This is a genomic window from Paenibacillus sp. MCAF9, from assembly GCF_052114265.1.
Lineage (GTDB): Bacteria > Bacillota > Bacilli > Paenibacillales > Paenibacillaceae > Pristimantibacillus.
This window is the reverse complement of sequence record NZ_JBFREL010000003.1, coordinates 492,345-509,713: the sequence shown is the minus strand read 5'-3', so window position 1 is coordinate 509,713 and position 17,369 is coordinate 492,345. Positions and strand designations below refer to the sequence as shown.

Below are 17,369 nucleotides of genomic sequence, written 5' to 3'. Positions count from 1 at the left end.
AATCACCGTATCATAAAAACGATTAGGAGGAATCAACATGAAGATTGTTCTTCTATCCGGAGGCTCGGGCAAGCGGCTGTGGCCGTTGTCGAACGAATCGAGATCCAAGCAGTTTTTGAAGGTGCTAAAAGACGAGAGCGGCGAGCGTGAATCGATGGTTCAGCGCGTGTGGGGACAAATCACGAAGGCGGGTTTACGCGAGCATGCTTATATCGCAACAAGCAAGCCGCAGGTAGATATGATCCATAGCCAGCTCGGAAACGAGATTGAAGTGATCGTTGAGCCGGAAAGAAGGGATACCTTCCCTGCTATCGCACTCGCAGCAACCTATTTATATTCGGTGCAAGGTGTAAGCTTGAATGAAACAGTCGTTGTCATGCCAGTTGATCCCTACGTGGAGCAATCGTTTTTCCATAAGACGAAGGAGCTTGAGCTGGTTTTGAATGAATCGGGAGCAGATTTAGCGCTTATGGGCGTGAAGCCAACGTATCCTTCGGAAAAATACGGCTATATCGTTCCTGAGCTTGCAGCTGAGGCGAACCATTATGTCAATGTAAACAGCTTTAGAGAAAAACCCCGCGAAGAAGAAGCGGCAGCCATGATTGAGCAGGCTGCACTTTGGAACTGCGGGGTTTTTGCATTCAAGCTTGATTTTCTCATTAACATTCTGATTGCTAATGAACTGCCGATTCAATACGACGAGATGCTGAAGCAATACGGGAAGATGCCGAAAAACAGCTTTGACTATGAAATCGTAGAAAAGTCCAATCATATCGTGGCATTGCCATATGAGGGCGATTGGAAAGACCTTGGAACTTGGAACACCTTGACCGAGGAAATCGAAACGCCGCTTATTGGGAAAGGGATTATTTCGGGAGATTCAACGAACACGCATGTCATAAATGAGCTCGACATCCCGATTACGCTGCTGAATGTATCGAATGTCATTGTAGCGGCGAGTCCGGACGGAATTTTGGTATCGGACAAAGCGGCTAGTCCTATGATCAAGGAGGTCATGAAGCATTCCGACCAGCGTCCGATGTATGAGGAGCGTCGTTGGGGCCGCTATCGTGTGCTTGATTATTTGAAATATCCCGACGGCAAGGAAGTGCTGACTAAACGAATATGCGTTGCGCCAGGACGGAACTTAAGCTATCAATATCATCTGCTGAGAGACGAGGTATGGACGATTGTTGCCGGACATGGCGTCATGGTGCTGAATGGTCGAAGCTTTGAAGTGAAATCAGGCGATGTGCTAACGATATCGAAAGAAAGCCTTCATAGTCTACGCGCAGAAACGGAAATGGACATTATCGAAATTCAGACAGGGACGGAGCTTATTGAAGAGGACATCGTCCGGCTTGCCTTCGATTGGAATGAGATTATGCAAATATGCACCGTATAAATAAATCATTCAATGAAGGAGCGAATAGCATGAACATCACGGTTATTGGAACTGGCTACGTGGGGCTCGTGTCGGGCATTTGTTATGCGGAGCTTGGCAATCGCGTCATTTGCGTAGACAAGGACCCGCGCAAAATTGAGACACTAAACGCTGGCGGCATTCCGATCTATGAGCCAGGCCTCAAGGAGCTCGCAGCGTCGAACCGAGCAGCAGGAATGCTCACCTTCACGACTGATTTGCGAAGCGCGGTACAGCAATCGGACATTATTATTTTGGCGGTAGGAACACCGCCGCTGCCAAATGGCGAGGCTAATCTATCTTACATTGACCAAGCAGCCATAGAGATTGCAAAGGCGATGAACGGTTATAAAATCATAGCGGTAAAAAGCACTGTACCCGTTGGAACGAATGAACGCCTAGCAACCGTCATCGCCTCCCACACGAGTGAGTTGTTTGACAGTATCTCGCTGCCAGAGTTTTTGCGCGAGGGCTCGGCGATACAAGATACGCTGCATCCCGATCGCATTATTATTGGAGCCAGCTCACAAAGCGCAGCAGAAATTATGAAGCTGCTTCATATTCCTTTAACGGAACAAATCGTTATTACAGATATTCGCAGCGCTGAAATGATTAAATATGCGTCCAATGCATTTCTAGCTACCAAAATATCATTTATCAATGAGATTGCTAATATTTGCGAGAAGGTAGGCGCAGATGTAACGAAGGTAGCTGAAGGAATGGGTTATGACAAGCGAATTGGTCCATCGTTCCTAAAAGCGGGAATCGGCTACGGGGGCTCTTGTTTTCCGAAAGATACAAGCGCCTTAATTCAAATTGCCGGACATGTTGATTATGAGTTCAAGCTGCTGCGCTCGGTAGTAGAGGTCAATCAGGATCAACGCTTCAACGTTATTCGCAAGCTGGAGACGATATTTCAAGGTGAGCTTTCAGGCAAGACGATTGCAGTATGGGGGCTTGCATTCAAGCCGAATACCGATGATGTGCGCGATTCGCCGGCATCGGAAATTATTCAACATTTGGTGGACAACGGCGTTAAGGTCAAGGCTTATGACCCTATTGCGACTGACAACTTCCGCACTTTATATGAAATTAGCGGTGTTGAATGGTGCGAGGACGCGATGGAAGCGGCAAAAGATGCGGATGCGCTTTGCTTGCTGACAGAGTGGGAGGAGTTCTCGCATGTTGACCTTGGGCTGCTTCAACAAGTATTAAAAAGTCCGATTCTGATTGACGGCCGCAATGTTTTCGAAGAGGAGCATTTGGTTGGTACTGAATTTGTTTATTACTCCGTAGGCCGCCCTAGCCTTAATCAAGGCGTAAAGCAGCAAATACCTGTATTACAATTTTAAACCAAACTAATGACCAGAGGTGAATGAAATGACGTTTCGAAAAAAAGTAACCTTATCCGCGCTGGCGATCTCCATGCTTACAGCATCGCTAGGCGGATTGCCGCTCAGCCAGAAAGGGCTGACGGAGAAGCTGGGATTTGTTCAAGCGGCGAGTGCCGCAGAAGCTGCGCTGCCTTCAAGCGTGTTTTTGGAGCGTATGCAGGCTCTATATGCTGCACTAGCAGCTGGGGATAAGACGGACATGCAAGAGGTTAAAAATTTGCGAGATGAAATTGCTGGCCTGGATGAAGCAACAAACCAGCAGCTGATCGATCCGATTTGGACAAAAATTAGCGAGAAGCTTCCTGAGTCTGCCGATAAAGCGGAACTTAAAGCGAGCCTGTTCCGGTTGATCAAGGCTGTAGGCTCCTTCCGTTACGACCCTGAAGCCTCTGATTTGGAAGCTATTCGCACGAATCCAGAGTTTCGTGCAACGTTAAAGACGATTGCAGCTGCCGGCGGTGACGAGAACATCCGATTGGAAGACTTTCTTGTCTTTATGTTTGGCGATGGCAGCAGCCGTAAAGGCGTGGAAGGAACGATTGGCAGCTTGATCGCGGAGAAGTCACCGCAGGAGCTGATTTTGCTGCTTGGCAATAAGCAGGGCATTGTAACGGTGCTTCTTCAGGCGATGGAGAAGCTGATGGGTGAGACGAATGAGTACAAGTTCAGCTCTATTTTGCAAAATTTAGGGGTGACGCCGCAGGATGTAAGAGCGACCGTACAAAACTTCCAGGTGAAGCTGAAGAAGGATGAACCTGCAATCAGCGCGATGACCGTGGCATATATTCGTTCTACCGTGAAATCAAACGTAAAAATAGATCATACCGGCCGTGTGCATACGTATAGCTTAAATGTGTTCGGCGTATATCTTTTCCCACAAGTGCTGCAATGGTCAAAGGTATCCGGAGATTCTAATGTGAACGTATTGCCTACAGGCGTCGTTACAATACCGGATGATGCGAAAACCGGCAAAGCAGTTATTCAGGCCAAGCTGATTAATCCATACGGCGGTTCTGCAAAAGTTATATTTGAGCAAGAGGTTACCTTAAAGGCTGCCGTCCCGCATGAGACCGAATTTCCTGTAGAGTCATTCCTTGCGCGGATGAATAAGCTGCATTCTGCTCTAGCAGCAGGAGATCCGGCAGATATTGGGGCCGTTCGCAATTTGCGTGATGAGCTTGCCGGGCTGGACTTTGCTAAGGATCACAATTTAATTGATCCGATTTGGAAGAAGATTGCAGCAAAGCTGCCCGCAGAAGCAGACCAAGCAAAGCTGAAGGCTGTTTTGTTCAATATGGTTAAGGACATTAGCTTGATTCCATATGACCCGCAGGCTGCAAGTTTAGAGGCGATTCGCAAAAATCCAGAATATCGTGCGGTGTTAGCTGAGCTTGGAGCAGCCGGAGGCGGTGAAACTAGCTTTGTAATAGACGATATTCTCATGTTTTTATTTGGCGATGGTGGCGTTAACCCAGGTGTAGATGGCGCGATAAGGCAGAAGCTTGCCAGCCTGTCACCGACTCAGCTGCTGCAGTTGATTGGGGATAAGCAAGCGATTTCCACACTGCTGCTCCAGAAGACAGAAGAGCTGCTAAGTGAAACCGGCAATTATAAGGTCAGCTCTGTTTTAAGCCAGTTAGGTGTAACAGCGGAGGAGTCTACTGCGACCATGCTTAACTTCCAAGCAAGATTGAAGATGGATGAGCCAGCAATTCAAGCGCTAATTATCGCTTATATGCGCTCCGAAGCTGTCGAGGCTGTCAAAGTCAGTGAAGATGGCCGTGAGCAAAAATTCAGCTTGAAAGTGTTCGGTGTAGATGTTCCGCCGCTTGCGCTAAGGTGGAGCAAAGTATCTGGAAGCAAAGATGTGAAAGTATCTACAAGCGGTACGGTTACGCTTCCGCGAGGCGTTGCCAGCGGATCTGCGGTTGTTCAAGCGACATTGATTAATCCATATGGCGGACAAGCTAAGGTTATTTTTGAGAAAGAGGTTACGTTAAAAGCAACAAATGGAGAGGGAGAACACTTCCCGGCAGAAGAATTCCTTGAGAGAATGAATAAGCTTCACGCGGCGCTGCTTGCTGGAGATCCTTCGGATGTGCAGGATGTACGCAATTTGCGCGATGAGATCGCCAAGCTTGATTTTGCCAAGGATCAATCCCTTATTGATCCTGTCTGGGTCAAAATAGCGCCTAAGCTTCCCGCATCGGTTAACCAAGCGGAGCTGAAGAAGACCGTGTTCCAGATCATTCAGTCTGTAGGCTCCCTGCAATATGATCCAGAAGCGAAGGGACTTGAAGCGATTCGAACGAATCCAGAATTCCGTGCTGCACTGAAGACGATTGCCGCTGCAGGCGGGGTAACAAGCCTTAGCATGGATGATTTCCTCGTTCTGTTGTTCGGTGATGGAGCTGACCGCCTAGGTGTTGAAGGGACCGTTCGCAAAATTATCTCGGATATGAAGCCTCAGGAGATCGCTCAGCTGCTCGGCAACAAGGAAAAAATAAATGCGGTTATTATGGAAGCCATGGGTGAAATTTTATCCAAAAAGGATGATTATGCATTAAGCGAGGCGCTGAACAACTTAGGTGTTAAATCGGCTGATGTACGACTATCTGTTTTTAAATTCCAACTAAAGCTGAAATATGATGAGCGGGCCCTTAACGCATTAACAGTTGCTTATATCCGTTCAGAAGTTATTTCGGCGGTGAAGATTACGGATAGCGGAAGGCAGCATGAATACAGCTTGAAGCTGCTTGGCACTGTTTTGCCATCCTCGTTCTTGAAATGGAAGAAAGTATCGGGAAGCAAAGATGTCACGGTCGATTCGCGAGGGAAAGTCACGATTCCGAAAAAGGTTGCTAATGGTACGGCTGTTATTCAAGCGACGTTAGTGAATCCATACGGCGGCTCTGCTAAAGTGATTTTCCAGCAAGAGGTGACGCTAGTTAATGAAGATATCGAAATTGATCCTAAGGCAGAGTTTAAGAGAATAGCTGAAGAATTGGATAGCAAGCTGAACGAGGTTAAGAAAAAGCTGAAAGCAGCGACCAACGATGAGCAGAAGGCACAACTGATCATGGATGTTGTACAGGCTAGAAATGTAGCTGTTGATGAGATCAATAAAGTAAAAACAACGAACGCGCTGAAAAATAAGGCGATAAACGAAACGAAAAGCAAGGTCAACAAATTGCTTACTACTATTATTATGGAAATCATGCGATCTTAACAAAAAGCAGCCAGTCTTCCTTCTCGTCTAAGAGAAAGGAGACTGGCTTCTTTCTATTCAAAACGGAAGGTGGTATGAGCATAATATGAGCAAGCATCATGCAAGGAAGAAACGGCGTCCGCGGCTTCAGAAGCCGGATACGATTAATATTATTTTAGGCTCGTTAACGCTTATTCTATTATTTGTGTGGGGCGGTCTCTATTGGAATGAATCATCACAACAATCACTTATTGTGAATGCGAATGGCGCAGCATTAAACGAGCAAGCACAGCTGAGTGAGGAAGAACTGTATGGGACAGCGCCTGAGAAAACGAGTCCAACTGTAGATGGCGTACCGCCAACGACTGACAAAACCGGCAAACCAGTGGAACAGGTGGCGGGTAAGCCTGCTGGAAGTGGAGGGGAAGCTGTACTGCCGGAGAAAGAGGCGGATAAGCCGGCAGGGGAAAATGAAAATCCTTTGCCCGTTCAGACGACGAAGCCATCAAGTACAACTAAACCGAACAAAGGGACGGAGACGAAGCCGAATGATGGTTCAACGTCAACGCCAACGACAAAACCAAAGCCAACGCCTTCGCCTGATCTACCGAATGTGCCGGAAACGGAAGCTCCAATTACGTCAACAGAAAAGTATGAGCAGCAGATTGTTCAGATTCAAGCTAAGTGTACGCAGGATATGAATGATGTTTTGGCAGGGGCGGAAACAAGTGTTGCACAATTGGATATGTCTGATCCTTACGCGTTTCAGGAGTTAAGCCAGAAATGGATGGATGGGCTTTCGAAGGTGGAAGCGACATGCAGTACAAAAATGCAGGGAATTATTGCACAAGCAGAAAAGGATAAAGTAGAGGCAGAAATTGCGGATAAGTGGGAGCAAACGTTCAGCGATCTCATGCTGCAGCTTCAAGGGCAATTCGAGGCGAAGCTGCTGCAATTGATGGGCGGTTGAAGCTAAGAACGTTTGGAGTTCCTTATTTTAATCAAATATAGATATAGTGGAAAGATCATTCATCCTTTGGCAAGGTGCGATCGCGGAGTACACGTTCGAGCAAGTTGCGAATTAAATCCAGGTCGTCCTTTTCCAAAGGAACCCCATCCCAGTGCAGCTGTTCATAATTCAAATATTCCTTCGCATTATGATTGAGCTCGATTGGCGGCTCAGGATAATCAGTAAGCCCAAGAAGATAATCAGCGGAAGTGCGCAGCTTGCGTGAAATGGTTTGAATGGATTCAAGAGTCGGCTGTCGATAGCCGGATTCATAGCCTGCATAGGTGCTTTTCGCAACTCCTAAATAATCAGCAACTTCCTGCATCGTTAATTTCCTCGATTTACGCAGCTGTTTAAGGCGCTTCGCAAACATCAATATCCCCCTCTCCAACGTCACAATGTCTATTTTAAATGATCATATTGCTTGCAAGGTAAATGCACACATAATTATATCATGTTTTCCAATTGCATGTACAAATCAGAACACTAGCTTGTTGTAAGCAACCTTACAGCCGCCCAAAGTCCCGCTCTGACTGCGAATTGACTCCATAAGCACATATATGTGCTTACAGCCGCCAAACTCATGATACTTCAAGGCTCTAAGAACATATACGTGCTAACAGCCAATTTAGATCACTATTTCAACGCTGGTTTTACTCAATAAGCACATATATGTGCTTACAGCCGCTAAACTCATGATACTTCAATGCTCTAAGAACATATACGTTCTAATAGCCAGCATAAATCCCCACTACAACGGCCCGCCAAACTCAATAAGCGTATATATGTACCTACAGCTACCAAACTAACATAACTTTAAGGCTTTTAGAACACCGACTTGCTTACAGTCACCTTCACTAATCAACAGCCCTGTATGCCGCCGCCGAAGTCTGTCGTTTTTGCAAAAGCTGCCTAAATACACGGATATTTGAACAATCATTATGGTTTTTTCTAATGAAAGCGCATTCTTTATAAGAGTACTATTAAGAGGTAAATATTTCTTGCCAAAAATTTTGCATGATTGCTAGAAACGTTTACAGCTTATTTTAGCCCATTTATGAAAGGGGAACAAATGCTGAATGAGTAAGCGATTGAAACGGAGCATGTCGTTAGTGTTGGCAGTAGTTATGGTTTTCTGCACGGTTTTTGCTGGATTTACAAATGAGCAAGCAGAGGCCGCGCAAACGACGCAGGCGCAGATGTGGAAGTTTGATTTTGGTTCAGCGCCAGCACCTGCTGGAAGTACAGGCGGTCCTGTTGCGGATGGTTATATCGGAATTACTGGAACGACGCTTTATACACCTGAGAAGGGCTATGGTTTGGATATGAATCTTGCTTCTCGTTTTCGAGGGGCAGAATCACCGGATAACGTAATTAACGATTTTGTTTTGGGAGGAACCAATGTTCCTTTTGTATTCAAAGCGGACATACCTAATGGCAACTATAAGGTCACGCTTTATTCCGGTGATCTTCTTCAAACGACTTCTACCTACAAAACGAAGGTAACGATTGAGGATGTAGCCGGGGAATCTATCAACTCTCGCAGAGCTGTAGAGAGCAAGGCTTATCATGCTTCAGTCGCAGATGGACAACTAAATATTCAACTGACAGGCGATGGAACATTCAGTGTATTGAACGCTGTCATCATCGAGCAAGTGCTTCCTTCTGCGCCAGAAGGACTCATGCTGACGAGTATAAGCGCAAGCGAAGTTTCAATGAAATGGACAGCTGTCACGGATGCGGTTTACTACCATGTATACCGTACGACTGGCGGCAGTGAGCCAAGTGCGCCGATTGCTGAGCAAATCAAAGAAACGAGCTATTCCGATGCTAATGTAAGTGTTGGGGATAGCTATACGTATTATGTTTCGTCCGTCAATGCCTTTGGCCAGCAATCGCCTTTAAGCACAGCTAGCGAGGCTGCCTCGATTCCGATGCCGCAGTCTCCTGTTGTTCCAACCAATCTAGCAGTTACCGAAGTAAATGCCGCCTCTACTCTGCTTGCTTGGGGCGCTTCTGCCGGAGCGGCGGACTATGTCATATATCGTTCGGATGCAGTGGATGGGACGTATGCTGAGATTGGCCAATCAGCAGCATTGTCGTATATCGATCAAACTGCGAATACTGCTATCGTACAATATTACAAAATAAAAGCACGGAATGGACAAGTCTTGTCCGACTTCTCGGCTTACGCGGCAAGCACCGTGTATATGCCGCCGATCGTCTTGCCGGATGGAGATGTAAAACTTTTTGATTTTGGAAAAGGTTGGGCAGCCGATGGTTATGTTTCCGTTTCCTCTGCTGCTGCTTATTCCGCGGAGCGAAAATACGGATTCGGTGATCCGGCAAAGGTAAGCTTCGTCGACCGCGGCACAGCGGATGCGCTGCGCTCGGACTTCAGCATCATAAAGGACACATCCTTCATTGTGGATCTGCCGAATGCAGATTACACCGTGTCTCTTATTGCAGGGGATCTGAATGGCGTAACGGATATTTCAATTACGGTCGAGAACATTGAAAAGGTAAAACGACTGGACGGCAATGCGGTTAGGCCAGCAGGTCAATTTCTTGAAATGAGCTTTGATATTGCGCTCGTAGACGGGCAGCTGAACTTCGAGTTTGCGGGGACTGCTCCAAAAATCAACGCGCTCGTCATTACGAAAAAGGCGGAGCGTACACCAGGCGAGCTGCCTACTATTTATTTAGCGGGTGATTCTACAGTACAAACGTACGATCCGTACTGGCTTCCACAAGCGGGCTGGGGACAAATGATTCCAAGCTTTTTCTCTGAAAATGTTATTTTCAAAAATCATGCGATCGGCGGTCGTAGCACCAAAAACTTTATATCCGAAGGCCGCTTGGATGAGGTGCTGAGAGCGATTAAGCCGGGCGATTATTTCCTCGTGCAATTTGGTCATAATGATGCAACGATTAGCGTTCCGGATCGTTATGCATCTCCAGCTGATTACAAAAACTATTTGAAAATGTATGTAAACGGCGCGAAGCAGCGCGGAGCAACGCCAATTCTTGTGACGCCGATGGGCAGGCGCAGCTTCAACGCCGAGACTGGAAAGTTTAACGTCAGCTTCCCAGAATACGTGCAAGCGATGAAGGAAGTTGGGCAGGAGCTTGACGTTAATGTGGTCGATTTGAGCACGCTGAGTATTGCGTATTACGATTCAATCGGTCCAGCAGCAACGTTATCCGTGTTCCTTCATACGCCAGCTGGTGTATACGGAGCATTCCCGAATGGCTCCGCTGATGATACGCATTTCCAAGAATATGGCGCCATCCAGCTCGCGCGTATGCTCTCGGCAGCGATCAAGCAGCTGGATTTGCCTCTTGCTCAATCCGTAAAAGAAATTGAATTGCCAGCAAACGTGCCAGCTAAGCCGACCAGCCTTATCGCTGGAAGCATAAGCAATGCAGGAGCATTGCTCAAATGGGACAAAACAGCAACGGCAGACATTTACAAAATCTATCGCAAGCTTTCCTCAGAGCCGGATAGCGCGTATGCGATGATTGGTACTTCTACACTTCCGACGCTGAATATGGGCGGCCTAGTTGAAGGGAACAGCTATTATGTTTATGTGACAGCAGTGAATGGCAAAGGAGAATCTGCGCCATCCGATCCCATCTTTATTCAAACGAAATCGGCATTGTACAAATATGATTTCGGAACGATTGGCGGTGTAGTTGAGGCCGGTTATACCGAGGTTACTCGCAATACGATCTACACCGCTGAACGCGGGTATGGCATAACAGACAGCACAGGTATGATAGATCGCGACCGCGGAGCGGGTACAGATGCGCTCAGACGAGACTTTGTTGCTTATTTTGGCAATAGCTATGAATTCAAAGTAGACCTGCCAAACGGTTATTATTCAGTCAAAACCTATACGGGGGACTGGATCGGGTCAACGAAAACGAATATTAATATTGAAAATAAGGATTATGGCACGGTATCATCGGGCAAGTAAAATATTGCTGAACGAGTGTTCAACATGATTGCCGTTAAGGACGGGCAGCTGAACATGATCCTCAGCGGTCAGACTGCTCATTTGAATGGGATTGAAATAACGCCGCTGCTTCTAGCGCCTACGAAGCTAAAACTAAACGATCTTGATTTGAGCAGCAACCCAATTAAGGCAGAGCTTTCATGGACGGGAATTGCGGATGCTGTAAAATATCATGTTTATCGCAAGGCTACTGTCGCAAGCAGCGCTGAGCTGCTAGGCGTGACGACGCAACCAACGTTTACTGATACTAGCGTGTATGTTGGCCTTGAGTACGTATATTCGGTGTCGGCAATAGACAATACCGGATTTGAGTCGGTGACCTCTAATTTCCTACAGGTGTCCATGATTGATCCGAATGTGGAGAAAGCAGCTATTCCATCTGGCCTTGCGCTTGCTTCCATTCACAAAAACGATATCAGCTTCACTTGGGATGCCGTTCCACAGGCAAGAATGTACAATGTGTATCGCGCCAAAGAAGCGAATGGCCCTTATACATTGATTGGAAAGTCATCTATGGCAGCTTATACCGACAACACCGTTTTGACGACGATTCCTTATTACTATAAAGTGGCCTCTGTCAATGAGGGCGGCATTTCTGAGCTGTCGGGTGCTTTGGAGACGCAGGCAATTACAACGCTTGTTCGTGCAATGGAGTATCTGGATCGTTCGCCTGTAGCCATTAAGACGGAGAACGGCAACTATTTGGGATGGCGTATGTTAGGACTTGATCCAGATTCAATCGGCTTCAATGTTTATCGTGACGGCGTCAAGCTTAACGATGAGCTGATCACGAAGAGCACGAACTATGTGGATACGGCGGGTACAGACACATCCTCGTACCATATTACTTCGGTGCTGAGCGGTATTGAGCAGGCGGCGACCAGCAGCTTCGGCGTTTGGCAAAAGCAGTACAAATCAGTGCCGCTGCAAAAGCCAGCCGATGATTATACGAAGGACGGACAGCCGTACTCGTATTCAGCGGGTGATGCTAGCGTAGGGGATCTCGACGGTGACGGTAAATATGAGATTGTCATGTTATGGTCGCCATCAAACAGCAAAGACAATTCCCAAGCCGGTTATACGGGCATTGTGTATATGGACGCTTATAAGCTTGACGGCACGCGGCTATGGCGCATTAATCTCGGACCAAATATTCGAGCAGGAGCGCATTATACGCAGTTTATGGTTTATGACTTGGATGGTGATGGACGTGCGGAAGTAACGTTCAAGACAGCGGATGGTACGATTGACGGAACGGGCAAAGCCATCGGCGATCCTAGCAAGGATTATCGCAACAGTACCGGATATGTTTTGTTAGGCAATGAATATTTAACCGTATTCGAAGGCTTAACTGGAAAAGCGCTTGCCACAACAGAGTATGATCCGCCTCGCGGTGATGTTGCAGCGTGGGGAGATGCTTACGGCAATCGGGTAGACCGTTTTCTAGCAGCGGTCGCGTATCTTGACGGCGAGAAGCCGAGCTTAGTTTTTAGCAGAGGGTATTACACGCGAACGGTGCTTGCCGCTTATGACTATCGCAATGGTCAGCTGACGAAGCGGTGGGTATTTGACTCTAACGATGAAGGAAACGGCTCCTTTGCAGGCCAAGGGAATCACAATTTATCGATAGGCGATTCGGACGGCGACGGCAAAGACGAGATTCATTTTGGCGCGATGGGTATTGATGACGATGGCAAGCCGCTCTACAATACGGGACTTGGCCACGGTGATGCGATGCACTTTGGCGACCTCGACCCTGAACGTCCGGGACTGGAAATATTCGCTGTACAAGAGCATAGCGACTCTCCATACGGGATGGATTTGAAGGATGCGCGTACAGGCGAAATTATTTGGGGTATTCATACCGGCGTAGATACGGGCCGCGGGATGTCAGCTGATCTCGATCCAAGATATTTGGGTGAAGAGATGTGGAGCGCCAATATTGTAAGTAGCGAGCATATCCCGGTTACAGGATTGTACAGCGCTAAAGGCGAGAAAATAACGACGAGCATCCCAAGCTCGACAAACTTTGGCGTATGGTGGGATGGCGATCTGCTGCGCGAGCTGCAGGATTATAATCGCATCGATAAATGGGATTATATGAATGCAAAAACGGTTAATTTATTGACCGCAGTTGGCTCCGCTACAAATAACTCGACGAAAGCGAACTCTAGCTTGCAGGCTGATTTGTTCGGCGACTGGCGTGAGGAGATCATGTGGCGTTCAGAAGACAGCAGTGAATTTAGAATCTACTCTACTGTGGATGAAACTGAATATCGCATTCGCACGCTGATGCATGATCCGAACTATCGTTTAGGAGTAGCTTGGCAAAATGTTGCTTATAATCAGCCGCCGCATCCAAGCTTCTATTTAGGAGACGGAATGGCGATGCCAGCAGCTCCAAATATTCAATATATTCAAGCGCTAGTTACCTCGATAACGGTAACAGCGGCAGGGCAAGCTGATTCTGTTAAAGTAGGCAGCACGCTCCAGATGAATGCAGAGGTTCATATGGACACTGCGGCTAACAAAAATGTTGTTTGGTCAGTTGTGAATGAGGATGGCAGCTCTACTGCTCTGGCAGCAATCGGAACAGATGGCCTGCTTCATGCGGCAGCGGAAGGAAAGGTAACCGTCATAGCGACGGCTGCGGATGGATCGGGTGTAAAAGGGGAGAAAAAAATTACCCTGCTTGCGAATCCAGTCGCTTCACCAAGTCCAACACCGACACCAACACCAACTCCAAGTCCAACACCGGATTCACCGCCTGGTGGTACAGCGCCAACTCCAGCACCTGCTGGCAATCAAGTAACGGTTGAAGCAGTGACAGTGAACGGAAAAGCGACAGCGGTGGTAGAAGCTGCGGATCTCCAAAAAGCGATCGAAACAGCAGCGAAATCGCTCGCCATTAAGGTGAATGCGGTAGGGTCTGCCAAATCAGTAGAGATCAGCATTCGTGGCGGTGCGTTTGCGGGCTTGAATACGAAGGATGAATTATCTTTAACCATTGATACGGGCTCGGCAAAAGTAACCCTTTCAAGCAAAGCACTTAAGGGTGCGCTTGGCGCAGGTACAGAAACGCTTAAACTATCAATCGATAGGATGGATGCTTCTGGTCTCTCCGAGACTATTCGAGAGAAAGTTGGCGATGGAACCGTCTATGATTTCAATCTATATGTAGGCGATAAGAAAATAAGTGAATTCGCGGGCGGCAAGCATGCACTTGAGATAAGTGTTCCTTATGTGCTTAAGCCAGGTGAGAAGCCGGGCAATGTGGTTGTTTATTATATCGCAGACGATGGCAAATTCGAAATCGTTCGCAATGGAAAGTATGATGCAAAAACAGGGACGATCACCTTCAAGACGAATCATTTCAGCTATTATTCTAGCCTATATGCGGCATCTGCATTCACGGATCTGAATCAAGCTTTATGGGCAATCGATCCAATTGAAGCATTGGCAGCGCGCAGCATTGTTAATGGCTATGGAGATGGCAGCTTCCAGCCAAATGGCGAGGTGACACGAGGAGCATTTGTGAAAATGCTGATGCTGGCATTAGAGCTTGAAGACAGCGAAGGCGTAAGCAGCTTTAGCGACGTGAAAGCAGGCGCATGGTACGCCAGCTCAATTGCCGCAGCTGAGAAGCTTGGCATAATAAAAGGCAAGTCTGACGGAACCTTTGGCGTGAACGAGCTTATCTCACGGCAGGACATGGCCGTTATGGCCTACCGTGCAGCTGAGGTGGCTGGCTTGAAGCTTGTGAGCGGAAGCGCAATTGCTTTCACCGATCAGAAGGAGATTGCCGATTATGCAGTCAAGGCTGTTCAGGAAATGCAGTCGACAGGCATTCTGAACGGCATGTCGGGTAATACATTTATGCCAAATGGATGGAGTACAAGAGCACAGGCAGCAAAAGTCATTTATTCGATGATGAGCATGCTCGAATAAAATACGTCAACTGAGTAGATCCCTATAGCGAAGGAAAGCCGAGTGATTCGGATTCCGCAGCTATAGGGATTTTTTATTCAATAATATCTTGAATATGCCATGGGGACTTAGCAGTTTCTCGTTTGAACATAAAGGTATAGACGCTGCTTCGGCGAGGCTTATTCAGCTGATGGATGGATACAGGCAATCTTATTTCGGTCGTTAAAGCATCACCAAGCTCATCGGTGTGGATCTGACCTTTGGATTTTGGCGGGATTTGCTCTCGTATGGAAACGAGTGACTCCATGACATGTAAGATGGAAGCGAGCTTTTCCTTAGGCATTTCTTTGGCGAGCGGAAGCAACAACTCATGGTCTTGATGATACATCGCTTCAACGAAGCTTCTAGCCAGAACGCTCGGCTGAACAGATTCGAAATAAGGTTTGATTTGACCAGCAGCCTTATGTACCATCATTTGGTGCGCAGGGTCTGGCGTATCTGATTTATGGGTGGAGCTGCCTAGAAAATGAATGCAAAAGTGACCAGAGAAGCCATTCTCCGGAATGCCGTCTCCGCCATGCGGCATGCCATTCATAGAAGCAGCGAGCCAGGTATCGCCGGAGTGGACGAGTATGGCTTTTCTTTTCCAGCTCCATTTGTCATTATAAATTTGCTTCATAACACGGGAATCTTCTTTCGTTAATGGCTGTACATCTGCATGATCACTGCCAGCGCGCCTCTGTACATGGAATGTTAATCCCGTCTCCAGCTCCGTCACGGAAAACATGCTTTTTTTAGGCAAAAGCTCCGTTGCTTGCTGCCATGTCAACAATTTCCCGTAATGCTGTGTCCGCAAACCTTCGGCTAATCGAACCAGCTTCTTAGCCAGGTTGTCAGGCAAAATTATTTTTTCTGCTTTTGCTTCGTTCCAGAGCTGTCCAGAGCGATCCAAGCGATAATGTACCGTTTCAGCAGACTTTAGTACAATGTCTATATCGGAATAATAGTCTATTTCAGCTTCAGGGACATGCTTGGATTGACGCAAAGCGGCATTTATTTCTTGGCTTTCAATTTGCAGCTCGCTCATAAATGAGGATTGTTGACCAGAGCGGACAGTCATAATCATTATATGTTGCTGCTGCTCATTTGATTTTTTTGGCTTCAACATCATCGTCTGCGCAGCGGCATCGTTGGCTTGTAAGATTAACAGCGATATAAGAACGAATACAACAACAGCTGCTTGTCTCCAGATCCGGGTCATAAGTTGTCCTCCTCCAATCCCAATTGTCGTTATCTTTATATTCAGCCATTTTCACGTTAATTATGTGGTCACCGCGCATGCATGCTTCTGCCTAAAATGATTCATACTAGCACGGATACTACTGTATAGGGGTGATTAACGACAATGGGATTGCCGTGGATTCTGGCCATATTGTTTTTGTTCCAGCAAGGAGCATATTCTGATTCTTTAGTTATCGAGCATGAAGGCCATGCGATTTCGGAAATGAAACGTGCACAGTATAGCGATTCGATGACTGGCATTCCGCTCGTTAATCAAGAGAAGCTTGATAAATTTATGGATGAGCTTGATAAACGTGTGCAGAAGGCTCCTATTAACGCAGCGCTTGATGGAGCGGGGAGAATCATGTCCGAGCAGACAGGAAGCAAGCTTAATCGGAAAGCGTTCGAGGAGCTGTTTTACAGCTTTATTTTTGAAGGGGAACTATTAAAGCTTGAGGCTCCTATGCTAACGACTTATCCGAAAGTAGACAGCGAGCTGCTCTCGAACATCAAAATCAAAAAAATTGGACTCTATGCTACATACTACAACTCACGCAACAAAAACCGTTCTCATAATGTTGAATTAGCTGCGAAAGCAATTAATAACCATGTCGTTTTCCCGGATGAACGGTTTTCTTTTAATGAGGTTGTTGGCATGCGGACAAGGGAAAAAGGGTATTTGCGTGCTCCAGTCATTGTGAGGGGAGAAGTTTCGGAAGACGTCGGCGGTGGTATTTGTCAAATTTCATCTACCCTCTTTAATGCGGTGGACCGGGCAGGACTCAAAATTGTTGAGCGCTACTCACACAGCCGGCATGTCAAATATGTTCCTCCAGGACGCGATGCGACGGTAAGCTGGTATGGGCCGGACTTTGTGTTTCAAAATAAATATGATCAGCCTATACTCATTCGTGCTTATGCGCAGGGAGGGCAGGTTAGCATCGTTATTTGCTCTTCGGAAGACGTTAATGCAAAAACGAGACAAGTGCCCAGCGCTTCTAAAAAATTGCCTGAGGAAATCAAGCTGGAGATGGATGCTGGCGGCTCGGAGCCAAAGAAATAACATAAAAGTTTAGATTAGGGACTGCCAGTTGGCAGTCTTTTTATT

General features: G+C 47.0%; 9 protein-coding genes. 7 read left to right on the top strand and 2 right to left on the bottom strand.

Annotation, left to right across the window (positions count from 1 at the left end; translation table 11 throughout):
- Window positions 1-37: 37 nt before the first annotated feature.
- From AB4Z45_RS07715 to AB4Z45_RS07700, 4 genes are all read left to right on the top strand, one after another.
- Window positions 38-1,405: a sugar phosphate nucleotidyltransferase gene (locus AB4Z45_RS07715; protein WP_441908578.1), complete on the top strand. Its 1,368-nt coding sequence runs from the start codon at window positions 38-40 to the stop codon at window positions 1,403-1,405.
- 29 nt (window positions 1,406-1,434) lie between these two features.
- Entirely contained in the window at window positions 1,435-2,775 is a 1,341-nt protein-coding gene (locus AB4Z45_RS07710; RefSeq protein ID WP_076269089.1) for a UDP-glucose dehydrogenase family protein, read from the top strand.
- Between the two features lie 28 nt (window positions 2,776-2,803).
- The gene (locus tag AB4Z45_RS07705) at window positions 2,804-6,046 is read left to right on the top strand and encodes a hypothetical protein (RefSeq protein ID WP_441908577.1); all 3,243 of its coding nucleotides are present in this window, start codon (window positions 2,804-2,806) and stop codon (window positions 6,044-6,046) included.
- Between the two features lie 85 nt (window positions 6,047-6,131).
- Window positions 6,132-6,995, top strand: coding sequence for a hypothetical protein (locus AB4Z45_RS07700; protein WP_441908576.1), 864 nt, complete (start codon window positions 6,132-6,134; stop codon window positions 6,993-6,995).
- A gap of 55 nt (window positions 6,996-7,050) precedes the next feature.
- On the opposite strand, the gene AB4Z45_RS07695 is transcribed toward AB4Z45_RS07700, so the two are convergent.
- Window positions 7,051-7,407, bottom strand: a complete 357-nt coding sequence (locus AB4Z45_RS07695) for a helix-turn-helix domain-containing protein (protein ID WP_441908575.1) — start codon at window positions 7,405-7,407, stop codon at window positions 7,051-7,053.
- A gap of 706 nt (window positions 7,408-8,113) precedes the next feature.
- Between AB4Z45_RS07695 and AB4Z45_RS07690 the strand changes: the two genes are divergently transcribed.
- Both AB4Z45_RS07690 and AB4Z45_RS07685 read left to right on the top strand, forming a co-directional pair.
- The gene (locus AB4Z45_RS07690; protein ID WP_441908574.1) at window positions 8,114-11,014 is read left to right on the top strand and encodes an SGNH/GDSL hydrolase family protein; all 2,901 of its coding nucleotides are present in this window, start codon (window positions 8,114-8,116) and stop codon (window positions 11,012-11,014) included.
- A gap of 687 nt (window positions 11,015-11,701) precedes the next feature.
- On the top strand, window positions 11,702-15,001 hold the full coding sequence (locus AB4Z45_RS07685; RefSeq protein ID WP_441908615.1) for a rhamnogalacturonan lyase family protein: 3,300 nt from the start codon (window positions 11,702-11,704) through the stop codon (window positions 14,999-15,001).
- A 73-nt stretch (window positions 15,002-15,074) separates the two neighbouring features.
- Here AB4Z45_RS07685 and AB4Z45_RS07680 read toward each other — a convergent pair whose 3' ends face one another.
- Window positions 15,075-16,241 carry a hypothetical protein gene (locus tag AB4Z45_RS07680; protein WP_441908573.1) on the bottom strand — a complete coding sequence of 389 codons (1,167 nt, stop codon included), beginning with the start codon at window positions 16,239-16,241 and terminating at the stop codon, window positions 15,075-15,077.
- Between the two features lie 144 nt (window positions 16,242-16,385).
- Here AB4Z45_RS07680 and AB4Z45_RS07675 point away from each other — a divergent pair, with 144 nt between their 5' ends.
- Window positions 16,386-17,324: a VanW family protein gene (locus AB4Z45_RS07675; protein ID WP_441908572.1), complete on the top strand. Its 939-nt coding sequence runs from the start codon at window positions 16,386-16,388 to the stop codon at window positions 17,322-17,324.
- The last annotated feature ends 45 nt before the right edge of the window (window positions 17,325-17,369 follow it).

What these genes read in the sequence shown, in the direction of transcription:
- AB4Z45_RS07700 (WP_441908576.1), top strand. Translation starts at nt 6,132, where the DNA reads ATGAGCAAGCATCATGCAAGGAAGAAACGGCGTCCGCGGCTTCAGAAG.
- AB4Z45_RS07690 (WP_441908574.1), top strand. Translation starts at nt 8,114, where the DNA reads ATGAGTAAGCGATTGAAACGGAGCATGTCGTTAGTGTTGGCAGTAGTT.
- AB4Z45_RS07685 (WP_441908615.1), top strand. Translation starts at nt 11,702, where the DNA reads ATGGAGTATCTGGATCGTTCGCCTGTAGCCATTAAGACGGAGAACGGC.
- AB4Z45_RS07705 (WP_441908577.1), top strand. Translation starts at nt 2,804, where the DNA reads ATGACGTTTCGAAAAAAAGTAACCTTATCCGCGCTGGCGATCTCCATG.
- AB4Z45_RS07710 (WP_076269089.1), top strand. Translation starts at nt 1,435, where the DNA reads ATGAACATCACGGTTATTGGAACTGGCTACGTGGGGCTCGTGTCGGGC.
- AB4Z45_RS07715 (WP_441908578.1), top strand. Translation starts at nt 38, where the DNA reads ATGAAGATTGTTCTTCTATCCGGAGGCTCGGGCAAGCGGCTGTGGCCG.
- AB4Z45_RS07695 (WP_441908575.1), bottom strand. Translation starts at nt 7,407, where the DNA reads ATGTTTGCGAAGCGCCTTAAACAGCTGCGTAAATCGAGGAAATTAACG.
- AB4Z45_RS07680 (WP_441908573.1), bottom strand. Translation starts at nt 16,241, where the DNA reads ATGACCCGGATCTGGAGACAAGCAGCTGTTGTTGTATTCGTTCTTATA.
- AB4Z45_RS07675 (WP_441908572.1), top strand. Translation starts at nt 16,386, where the DNA reads ATGGGATTGCCGTGGATTCTGGCCATATTGTTTTTGTTCCAGCAAGGA.